This window comes from Candidatus Methanoperedens nitratireducens (genome assembly GCF_900196725.1).
Taxonomy (GTDB): Archaea; Halobacteriota; Methanosarcinia; order Methanosarcinales; family Methanoperedenaceae; genus Methanoperedens; species Methanoperedens nitroreducens_A.
Genome location: NZ_FZMP01000098.1, coordinates 1 through 9969 on the forward strand (window position 1 = coordinate 1; position 9969 = coordinate 9969).

Below are 9969 nucleotides of genomic sequence, written 5' to 3' on the forward strand. Positions count from 1 at the left end.
TGGCTGTCCTGCTAATTGTCCTGACATAAATAACCTCCGTAAAATGTTATATTCCGTTTAATTGTGCGTACATATTCACGCTTGTACGAAGACTTTGTGATTGTTTGTGGTTCTATATAAGCATTACTATGAGAGATTATAATAATATTACTAAAATATTATGTGTACCTTCCGGTATCCGGTAAACTTTTATTGCAGGGGCGAACCGCACCTGTTGCAGAATCCGGCTGTCCCTGGATTTTCACATCCGCAGGAACATGTGCGTTTTTCTTCCCGGCTACTGAGTAGCAGAACCTCCGACAGCCTGCCGGCATTCTTATTAAGAATACTCCAGAGCAAATAAACCGGAACGAGCGCAAGGATAAAAAATAGGATATTATATGAATCCTCGGGAAGAACTCCTGAATAGGGAGCGAACGCCCAGTAAAGAGTCAATATGACCAGCAGCAGCGCAAGTCCTGTTATAAACGAGCGGGCTTCCGGGAAATCCGGCTTTGAAATTGCAAGCTGCCTGTTAAACTCCAGCCTGAACTTCAACAGGATGATAACAACGGCAAGAGAAAGAGCAATATCTAGTACTGTATAGACCGTTCTGGTGTCCCTGAGAGTCAGCATCGCAGCGAGCTTGACCAGGATTACCAGAACCAGAGTTACTATCGCTCGTATCACAGGCATGTATAATTCCCGGTTCATGGCGCACCAGATTAATTTCTTGCATAATTAAGGTAAGCATCCATTAACCCGAAACAGCCTGTAAGCATCATATCCCCGAAAGGCGCTGCAAACCGGACTCCAAGTGCTGAACGCCGCATGATGCTGCGGTTTGGTCCTGTAACGAGTATTGAACCCAGATTCTCAAGACCGACTGCTTCCCCGACATAACAACCGTGTCCTCCAGCATCAAAAATTTCCCGGAAACCAAGTGTTCCTTCGCACAATCTTTTCAGGTAATCATCAAGCCCGGCAGTGGTCATCTGGTGTGTATGATGCTCGAACAATGAGAGAAGCTTTTTACCGTCCACAACAGAAGCAAGCGTGTGACCGTTGCCGATATTTACCACAAGGCATGGATACGACGCAGCCTCATCAAGCAGCGCGCCCCGAATTGCCGCAAACCCGGTATCCATAAGCAGCGCGCCAGGCAGCGTCCTTTCTACAGCTTTCATCCTTGTAAAGCGGTCAGGGATATTGCCCTTGTACACGAACGAATCAAGAGTTCCTCCTGCTTCTATTATCCTCCTGAAGTAATCAAAACGGAAAATACGGTTGCTGGTATCGGGCGAGTATCCGTGGTCCTGCACAGCGACTGCGAACTTATCAGGGAATTTGACCCCGAAAAAGGACAGGGCTTTTTCAAGAGCCTGTTTGTCCACATCGCACATCCGTATCCGGGCGGCATTTAATTCATGTTCCTCATCCTCGTTGATCATCACCACGCCCATTTCCTTTACCTTGTCCAGGTCGTCATTTAGTGTCAGCGCCGCCTTTTCTGTTGCGTACACCGTAAGTCCGGCTTCAATATGCCTCTTCACTGCGCCGGTGCTTGGTCCTCCTCCCATGGTTTCTCCAACAAGGACAATATCCTGCTTTGATCTTGTTGCGTCGGCAACCTGATGTGCAATAATCCGCGTCTGCGAGGGCAGCACCATCTTAACGCAGTTCTCGATGTTCTGCCTGCTGTCATACAGGAGGATGTCCTGCGTTCCCATTCCGACATCGATAGCAAGGAATCTCATTGAATACATTGATATATCTTTTTGCATATAAGAACCTCTATGGACATTTCACTGCCTCACAAGGAGAATCTGCCTTCGTCTTACAGGTGCGCGATATTAACAATAAGCACCTCGCGGTACGAAAAATACAAAAAAGCGGACAGACCCGAGCGTGCCGAGGATGTATCCGGGAAACTCATCTGGGGGATGCTGCAGGTGCAGGGAGGCCAGATAGTGCATTACGAATTGATCCCGGATAATATCGAGATGATAAGGGATGCACTGAAAAATTGCCTTTATTCGGAGGCTGATGTGATAATACTGAACGGAGGGACGGGCATCTCTCCTCAGGATGTAACGATTGAGGCAGTAATGCCTTTTTTTGAAAAAGAGATGCCGGGTTTCGGCGAGCTGTTCAGGTATAAGAGCCTTGAGCAGATAGGAAATGCTGTGATACTTACGCGGGCAATCGCAGGTGTTGCGCGCCAGAAAGCGATATTTTGCCTTCCCGGCTCGCCCAATGCTGTCAAGACTGCGCTTGAGCTTGTACTTCCTGAAATGGGGCACATCATAAAACACGCGAAGGGTCAGTAAATGGAATACAAGTGGAAAGCGATGCTTATCGTCTGGATAGGGATTTTTATGGCTACCCTTGACGGCAGCATAGTGAACGTAGCGCTTCCCACGCTGACAGAATATTTCAAGTCGGACATAACGACCATCGAATGGGTGATCATGGCATACCTGCTGACCATCACAAGCCTCCTTCTAAGTCTTGGCAGGCTCTCGGATATGTTCGGCAGGAAGCCGATATTTGCAGGGGGGCTTGCGCTTTTTACGGTAGGTTCCGGCTTATGTGCTATTTCAGCCACAGAAGGTCAGTTGATCTTTTACAGGATAATACAGGGTATCGGGGCAGCAATGCTGATGGCTACGGGGATTGCGATTATCACTCACGCTTTTCCCCCCAGAGAGAGAGGCAAGGCAATGGGATTGATAGGGACAGTCGTATCTATCGGCTCGATGGCAGGACCGATAACAGGCGGTTTTTTGATAGAAAATGTGGGCTGGCAGTCCATTTTTTATGTAAACATACCTATCGGGATTTTCGGTACGCTCATTGCCATGCGGGTTCTTCATAAAGATGAAACTAACCCGGGACAGACTTTTGATATACCAGGTGCACTCACACTTTTTATGAGTCTCATATTATTATTGCTTGCTTTGAGCCAGGGGCAGGATTCAGGATGGGAATCAGGTTACATCATATCGCTTTTTATTCTATCAGCCGTACTTTTCATTGTCTTTATTTATGTTGAAACTAAAGCCAGACATCCAATGATGGAGTTGCGTCATTTCAAAAATCGACCGTTTGCGGCAGCCAATATCAGTTCCATGATAAGTTTTCTAGCCATGTTCAGCGTCATACTTATGATGCCCTTTTTCCTTGAATATGAACTCGGGTACTCACCTGGGCAGGTCGGTATAGTGTTCCTGGCAGTCCCCCTTGTTATGTCCGTCATATCCCCGGTAAGCGGCTGGCTATCCGACAGGGCGAATTCATATATACTCAGTTCAACAGGTGTGGGGATAGCAAGCATATCCATCCTGGCTCTCAGTTTCCTGTCAAAGTCATCCGATTTCATCGATGTTACATCACGCCTCGCGCTGCTTGGATTAGGGTTGGGACTGTTCCAGGCTCCGAACAACAGCATAATAATGGGCTCGCTCCCGAAGGAGCAGCTCGGGATTGCAGCAGGCACCCTGGGAACGATGAGGAATATGGGAATGGTGATAGGCATAGCGGTTTCAGGCGCAGTTTTTTCCAACAGGTATGCTTTTTACGGAGGTATTGACAGCTCTTTCCAGCCGGCATTCCATGACACTTATATCGTTTCTGCTATCATATGCGGGATTGCCATGGTAACATCGCTTGTGAGGAGCAGGGGGAAAAGCGAATGACCATTCGCATGGGGCATTATGAAATTCATTGCAGACAGGATGCTTGAGCGGCTTGCCCGCTGGCTTCGCCTTTTCGGGTACGATACTGCCGGGATCATGAAACAGGAGAACGAGGATGATACCCTTCTTGAGCTTGCACAGAGTGAGGGAAGAATTCTTATTTCAAGAGACGAGGCGCTTATCAGGAGGGCGATTAAAAAAGGAATAAAAGCATACCAGGTCAGCTCTCTGGAGATTATAGAGCAGCTCAGGGAGATACAAAAGGAGTTCAACATCAAATTTGAGCCTTTAATGAACAGGTGCAGCCTCTGCAACTCACCTATCAGGAAAGTTGAACCCTTTGAGATGGAACTTGTGAGAAGTAAGGACTATGTGTACCCGGCAAGGCTTGAGAGCGGAACAGAGTTCTGGATTTGCGATAAATGCGGGCAGGTGTACTGGCAGGGAAAGCACTGGGAGAACATAATGGAAACGGTAAAGAAGTATTTCCAATGAACCATGAACTTTATTTTATATTTATTCAGTCTTTTATAATGAAAAAGTTTATATACCATAGCCATAGTATAAATCTTGTCTAAAAATAGACTGGCTTTACCAAATATTGTAAAACCAAATTAAAAGAGACTTGGAATAATATGGCAAAGGGATACTATTCAATAGGAGACATTGTAAGATTCAAAATTGGATCCGATGAAATCCAGTTGGGGGAAATCCGATTTATAGAAAAGAATCACAACGAGACCGTATTATATATAAACAGTTTCAGCGGATGGGCATATAAGGTTTCTGAAAAAAAAATAGTGGCCGGGCCTGAAAGAACTGGTTTGATCCAAAAGTTAAGTAAATCATATTTAACCGGGGACGTGGGACCTTACCGGGAAGGAACACTCGTTTCTTCCCCTTCCTAATTTAATGTGAAGGGAAATCATGTCTAACACCTACTCGTCAGATACAGCAACTGAAGAGAGAAAAGAGAGCGGACAGCATTTCCATCATCCCGAAGGGCATGGAGAATGTATTCTCGTTGTTGATGACGACGCTGCGATCCGTGAGATTACCAGTTCGATACTGGATACACACGGATACAGGGCAATTACAGCATGCGATGGAGCGGATGCGATCGAGGTATATAAGCAAAACAGGGATAAAGTCAGGGCTATCCTCATGGACATGATAATGCCGGTCATGGATGGGATAGAGAGTATCCAGGTGTTGAGTAAAGATTATCCTGCGGTCAAGATAATTGCAGTAAGCGGATTAATCAAAAAAGATAAGCTTTCCCTGGTTCTAGATAGTGTGCAAGCTTTTTTGCCGAAACCTTACACTTCCGGGAAATTACTGGATATCATACATAAAGTGCTAAGTACGGATACTGAAGATAATATGGGTGCTTTTAATTCCCCTCTTTCAGATTCGACAAATAAATCCTGCACGACTCCTCCTTCTTCTGGAACTCCTTTATTTTTTCTATAAGTTCCGGGCTCCAGTCGCTCATGGCCTTTGTAAGAGAATATACATTCAGATCGGAGACAAGTTCCCATTTTCCAGCGTTCTTTATTAGATTTTCAAGCTCGCCTCTTCCCTCTTCACCCTTGTTCGGGAAATATGGCTTTTCCCCAAGCTTTACCCGCAGTTGTTTATCATTCCCCCGGATGACCTCTACTCCTTCTTTTTTAGCATAGGCTATAATCGCTTCCTTAAGCATTTCAAGCTCAGTATCGACCTTATCAAGAAGCTCTTTCTTTTCCCTGCTCTTTTGAGCATACTCGTTCACAAGATTCACACCAGGGTCGCCAAGGTATTTGTTGAGCGACATCTGCCCCGTCTTAACGATATGCATGCGCTTCGGGCATAACGACTGGTACTCGCACCAGCTGCAAAGCCCGCTTTCCACGGCAGGGAATTCGTATTCTTCCTGCGCTTTTTCGACCTGTTCTATTAGGGCCACAATATTCGACTTAAGTTTAGACAGGTCTTCCTGTGTCCTGCGCGACCTGATCTCCTTATCATAGACAAGGTAATGCCATACCAGGCTGACCTGGCTGGCATCATCGAACATATCCTGTACCCCTATATGGTAAAGCGCAAGCTGCCGGTCTGTCTCAAAATGCATCTGCTCCGGGAGGCGCTGTGATGTCTTGTAGTCGTGTATCTCGTAAGCCCGGTCGCCGCTTGATGAGAGCCTGTCGATAAACCCCTGCAGCTTATACCCCTCTATATCGATCTTGATCATCTGTTCAAGACCCAGCGTTTTTCCGTCATCGAAAGGACTATACCTTGCATAATACTCCCGGATGCATTTTTCTCCCGTAGCCCTGTAATTCTCAGGCGAGAATCCTTTCCTGATTATCCGGACATCATTAGTGTAGAACTTCTGCCAGTTATCGTTATAAAAAGACAGCAGTTCTTCCGGCGTATTCGTTTTCAAGAGGCGCATATCCCCATAGAGTTTCTCAAGCGCTTCGTGCACCCTTGAACCCATGAACGCCTCGATCGTTTCGCTCTCATCGGTTTTTATCCGGTCTATATATTTCAGGCGGTATTGCAGCGGACAATTCTCGAACGTGGTCAATCGGGAATGCGAATACACGGTCACGGGATGTAATTTGGGTTAAGATATTATAAATGTTATGGAAATTACAGAGCAGAAGGTTATTCTAAAACGATTTATTTGCAATTATTTTTCTTCTGATGGCATAAAATCTGATATTGTCAACTCCCCTTTAATCATACGCTCTAAATACTTATTGAACCAGATTCTATTAATTTATGCAGCAACGGTTTGCTACAGATAGCAAAAGAGAAACATCTAAATAGTATTGGAATATTGGCAAAATGTATAAAAACGAGATAAGGAGATGAATAGTATGAATAAGCAAAAAATATTCTTCGCACTCTTGCTGATTCCTATGCTCATTGCAGTCTGGGCTTCAGCATCCGCCGAAAATTCAGCAATTCCGATACCAGTACCGGTTAACGTGCAGACGGAGATATTCAGGATAAGCTCGAACTCGGGTAGCGAACCAATAGCGCCTGACCAGTTAAAAGCTAGCGTACCTATTAAAGGCAATGCAACTATCTATAGCTCTGCGTTAGTCTGGGGCGAAAACATAGAACTCTTTGTAGACGATAAACCGTTCTGCAACGGTGTAGATTCAACAGTAAATTGCATTATAGAGCAAAATCCTTTAGTCGGAGGTACTTCGGTAATAGCAGTTAATTTTAACACAAAACTAATACCAAGCGGAGCACATAAGTTTACTGTCACAACGCATCCGATGCCTTCTCCAGAAGGCTATTCTAATACAAGTGATTCCATCTGGATACTGGTCAATTAGGCCAATCCGTCAATACCCATATCAAGCCAATAAAATTATTGATATAAATTTTTTAAAATCGAGATAAAAAATCGTTGTTTCGACCAAACCTGATGAGGATAAAGAAATTTCAAGAAGCGCATCCATTAAAACAAGGATTGAAATTAGAACAAGAATTCTAGCGCAATATAAAGTTAGCTATCTGCATTACAATAACCCTATATTCCCCTTCCTCACGACCTCGTCATAATTCTTGTATCCGAGTATCTTCTCTATCATGTCCGAATGCTTCCCCTTTATCATGTTCAACTCTGAAGACGTATAATCCGTGATACCTTTTGCAAATACTTTACCCTCGCTCTCTATCTCGATAACGTCTCCCCTGTCGAACATCCCCGAAACCTCGATTATCCCTGAAGGCAAAAGCCCCCTGCTCTTCCGTATGGCATTCTCGGCGCCTTTATCCACGATAAGCTTTCCATCGGCTTTAGAGAGGATTATCCAGCGCGTCCTGTTCTTCCTGTATTTCCCGTCGCGCGCAAGGAACAGCGTGCCTATTTTCTCGCCGCCCACGACCCTGGCAACCACATTCTCGGCTGCACTGTTGGCGATAACCATGTGGCATCCGGATATGGATGTTATCTTGGCAGCCTCTATCTTTGTTCTCATGCCGCCCACGCCTTTCATGCTGGTCGGGCTCCCGCCGTAGCTCTCTATCTCCGGCGTGATCTTTTCTATGGTGCTTATAAGTTGTGCATCGTCGTTTTTCTTGGGGTTTTTGTTGTATAAGCCGTCAATGTCGGATAAAAGGATAAGAAGCTCAGCCTCGACCTTGCTTGCCACCATTGCGGAAAGCTTATCGTTATCCCCGAAGGTCGCTTCTATCTCATGCACGCAGATAGGGTCGTTCTCATTGATGATAGGAATGACCCCGAACTCCAGAAGCTCGGAGATACTGTTGCGGAGGTTGAGGTACGTCATCCTGTTGGAAAAAGCCTCATAGGTCAGCAGTATCTGCGCCACTTTAAGGTCGTGTTTATTGAAAGCCGCCATCCACTCCCGCATCAGGATGTTCTGACCTATGGCTGCCGCTGCCTGCCGGAGCGGGATTTCCCTGGGGCGCGAAGGCATTTTCAGCTCCTCGCACCCTATCCCGATGGCGCCTGAGCTTACGATGATAACTGTTTTCCCAAGTTCCCGCAGCTGCGCGACCTGTTTTGCTATGTCTTCTGTTAACTGCCGGTTAAAGCTCCCGTCTTCCTTTGTAAGGGATGAAGTTCCTATTTTCAGGACTATCCTCCTGATGTCCCTGAAAAGCTCCTTCCTGTCAATAACAGTTGAATCCATCTAATTCCCCATTTTATCGGCAAGGCTCGCGTTCAGTTTTTTATGGGTGTATCTCTTAGCATTCTTTCCTGCATAATCAGCCACTTTATGCCCGCTTCCCAGAAGTGCATACTTGTAGATGAGAAGCCCTTCCATTCCCACAGGTCCGCGGGCATGTATCTTGTTGGTGCTTATGCCCACTTCCGCGCCTTTCCCGTAGCGGAACCCGTCCGAGAACCGCGTGGATGCGTTCCACATCACGCTGGATGAGTCCACAAGGTCTATGAACTTTGCGGCATTCCTTTTATCTTCGGTCACAATAGCATCTGTATGGTGGGAACCATACCTGTTAATATGGTCTATCCCCTCATCCAGCGAATCCACCACTTTGATCGAAAGGATGAGGTCGTTGTATTCAGTCCTCCAGTCCTCCTCAGTGGCATGGAGTATCGCTTTTATGAATCCCATGTCTTTGAGGAGCGCAAAAGAGCGGTCATCGCATCGAAGCTCTACGCCCGCATCGTTGTATTTTTTCCCGATCTGTGGCAGGAAGTATTCTGCAATATCCTCATGAACGAGCAGGGTCTCCATGGCATTGCAGACCGCGGGGTACTGCACTTTGGCATCATAGCTTATGTCGATGGCTTTCTTTATATCCGCCCGGCTGTCAATGTACACATGGCATATACCCGCTGAGTGTCCCAGCACTGGGATACGGGTGTTATCCTGAATGTATTTCACAAACTCATTTGAGCCCCTGGGAATTATGAGGTTTATGTAATCATCGAGTTTCAGCATCTCGTTCACCTCTTCCCTTGTTTCCATGAGCGCAAATGCGCCCTGCGGCATGCCATCCGTGCTCTCGATGGCGTTCACAAGCACTTCAAAGATAGTCCTGTTGGAGTTCGCCGCTTCACTTCCGCCTTTAAATATGGTGGCATTGCCGCTCTTGAGGCATAGTGCCATTATCTGCGGGACGACATCGGGGCGTGATTCGAATATGACGCCTATCAAACCGATGGGGCAGCTCACCTGATAAAGCTCAAGCCCGCTGTCCAGTTCAAGAGCCGAGAGGGTTTTACCCACAAGGTCTTCGAATTTGATGACATCCCTGATGCCGGCTATCATCTCATCGATTTTGACATCATCCACTTTCAGCCTTTTGACAAGCGCTTTTGAAAGCTTCCCTGCCTCAACGAGTTTTTCTGCCGCAGCAAGGTCTTTCTTGTTGGCTGAGATTATCATTTCCCGGTTTGAATCAAGAGCCTGTGCCATTGCAGCGAGGGCTTTATCCTTGGTGGCGCCGGGCACGCTGGCTAAGGGGATGGATGCGGATTTTGCAAGGGTTACTCTGGTGAGGATGTTGGTGGACATAACTAATTACTATTGACGGAATCTATTCATGGGCTTTTTACAGCATTTTATCTTATTAAACATATGGTTCTTATGTTAGGTTGAACAAAGAGAGTTACTTAATTCTTCCTTATTCAGGTAAATATAGCGGTCATGGTAAGAGAAAAAAATATGGCAATAGAGTCAATTATGACAACATTCCAGAAAAGTATTTGAAAGAAACTACCTGTGAAGAGTCGATTCAAACCGAAATCTATCAAATGACATTGCTGCATAAGCTATTCGCTCAACAGCTA

The 9969-nt window shown here is 46.0% G+C and carries 11 protein-coding genes and 1 pseudogene; 7 read left to right on the forward strand and 5 right to left on the reverse strand.

The window, feature by feature from the left end; translation table 11 throughout:
- Window positions 1–189: 189 nt before the first annotated feature.
- Both MNV_RS07555 and MNV_RS07560 read right to left on the reverse strand, forming a co-directional pair.
- Window positions 190–693 (reverse strand): zinc ribbon domain-containing protein, encoded by a 504-nt coding sequence (locus tag MNV_RS07555; RefSeq protein WP_096204937.1) that lies wholly within the window; start codon window positions 691–693, stop codon window positions 190–192.
- Between the two features lie 11 nt (window positions 694–704).
- Window positions 705–1763: a DUF1786 domain-containing protein gene (locus MNV_RS07560; protein WP_256999990.1), complete on the reverse strand. Its 1059-nt coding sequence runs from the start codon at window positions 1761–1763 to the stop codon at window positions 705–707.
- A 12-nt stretch (window positions 1764–1775) separates the two neighbouring features.
- Between MNV_RS07560 and MNV_RS07565 the strand changes: the two genes are divergently transcribed.
- The 5 genes from MNV_RS07565 (at window position 1776) to MNV_RS07585 (ending at window position 5150) form a co-directional block, all read left to right on the forward strand.
- Window positions 1776–2309, forward strand: a complete 534-nt coding sequence (locus MNV_RS07565; protein WP_096204939.1) for a MogA/MoaB family molybdenum cofactor biosynthesis protein — start codon at window positions 1776–1778, stop codon at window positions 2307–2309.
- A complete protein-coding gene (locus MNV_RS07570) occupies window positions 2310–3677 on the forward strand; it encodes an MFS transporter (protein ID WP_096204940.1) in 1368 nt (455 codons plus the stop codon).
- An 18-nt stretch (window positions 3678–3695) separates the two neighbouring features.
- The gene (locus MNV_RS07575) at window positions 3696–4172 is read left to right on the forward strand and encodes a Mut7-C RNAse domain-containing protein (protein ID WP_096204942.1); all 477 of its coding nucleotides are present in this window, start codon (window positions 3696–3698) and stop codon (window positions 4170–4172) included.
- 140 nt (window positions 4173–4312) lie between these two features.
- Entirely contained in the window at window positions 4313–4585 is a 273-nt protein-coding gene (locus MNV_RS07580) for a hypothetical protein (RefSeq protein ID WP_096204943.1), read from the forward strand.
- Between the two features lie 19 nt (window positions 4586–4604).
- Complete coding sequence (locus MNV_RS07585; RefSeq protein WP_096204944.1) at window positions 4605–5150, forward strand: response regulator; 546 nt, start codon at window positions 4605–4607, stop codon at window positions 5148–5150.
- Here the strand turns inward: MNV_RS07585 and MNV_RS07590 are convergent.
- The gene (locus MNV_RS07590) at window positions 5071–6273 is read right to left on the reverse strand and encodes a RecB family exonuclease (RefSeq protein WP_096204946.1); all 1203 of its coding nucleotides are present in this window, start codon (window positions 6271–6273) and stop codon (window positions 5071–5073) included. The genes MNV_RS07585 and MNV_RS07590 overlap by 80 nt on opposite strands.
- Before the next feature lie 271 nt (window positions 6274–6544).
- Between MNV_RS07590 and MNV_RS07595 the strand changes: the two genes are divergently transcribed.
- Window positions 6545–7015 (forward strand): hypothetical protein, encoded by a 471-nt coding sequence (locus MNV_RS07595; RefSeq protein ID WP_096204947.1) that lies wholly within the window; start codon window positions 6545–6547, stop codon window positions 7013–7015.
- Window positions 7016–7201: 186 nt separating this feature from the next.
- Here MNV_RS07595 and proB read toward each other — a convergent pair whose 3' ends face one another.
- Both proB and MNV_RS07605 read right to left on the reverse strand, forming a co-directional pair.
- Window positions 7202–8341, reverse strand: coding sequence for a glutamate 5-kinase (gene proB / locus MNV_RS07600; protein ID WP_096204948.1), 1140 nt, complete (start codon window positions 8339–8341; stop codon window positions 7202–7204).
- On the reverse strand, window positions 8342–9694 hold the full coding sequence (locus MNV_RS07605; protein WP_096204949.1) for a glutamate-5-semialdehyde dehydrogenase: 1353 nt from the start codon (window positions 9692–9694) through the stop codon (window positions 8342–8344).
- Between the two features lie 80 nt (window positions 9695–9774).
- Here MNV_RS07605 and MNV_RS20145 point away from each other — a divergent pair.
- A pseudogene (locus MNV_RS20145) lies at window positions 9775–9969 on the forward strand (IS4 family transposase); the annotation flags it as partial.

What these genes read in the sequence shown, in the direction of transcription:
- MNV_RS07555 (WP_096204937.1), bottom strand. Translation starts at nt 693, where the DNA reads ATGAACCGGGAATTATACATGCCTGTGATACGAGCGATAGTAACTCTG.
- MNV_RS07560 (WP_256999990.1), bottom strand. Translation starts at nt 1,763, where the DNA reads ATGCAAAAAGATATATCAATGTATTCAATGAGATTCCTTGCTATCGAT.
- MNV_RS07565 (WP_096204939.1), top strand. Translation starts at nt 1,776, where the DNA reads ATGGACATTTCACTGCCTCACAAGGAGAATCTGCCTTCGTCTTACAGG.
- MNV_RS07570 (WP_096204940.1), top strand. Translation starts at nt 2,310, where the DNA reads ATGGAATACAAGTGGAAAGCGATGCTTATCGTCTGGATAGGGATTTTT.
- MNV_RS07575 (WP_096204942.1), top strand. Translation starts at nt 3,696, where the DNA reads ATGAAATTCATTGCAGACAGGATGCTTGAGCGGCTTGCCCGCTGGCTT.
- MNV_RS07580 (WP_096204943.1), top strand. Translation starts at nt 4,313, where the DNA reads ATGGCAAAGGGATACTATTCAATAGGAGACATTGTAAGATTCAAAATT.
- MNV_RS07585 (WP_096204944.1), top strand. Translation starts at nt 4,605, where the DNA reads ATGTCTAACACCTACTCGTCAGATACAGCAACTGAAGAGAGAAAAGAG.
- MNV_RS07595 (WP_096204947.1), top strand. Translation starts at nt 6,545, where the DNA reads ATGAATAAGCAAAAAATATTCTTCGCACTCTTGCTGATTCCTATGCTC.
- proB (WP_096204948.1), bottom strand. Translation starts at nt 8,341, where the DNA reads ATGGATTCAACTGTTATTGACAGGAAGGAGCTTTTCAGGGACATCAGG.
- MNV_RS07605 (WP_096204949.1), bottom strand. Translation starts at nt 9,694, where the DNA reads ATGTCCACCAACATCCTCACCAGAGTAACCCTTGCAAAATCCGCATCC.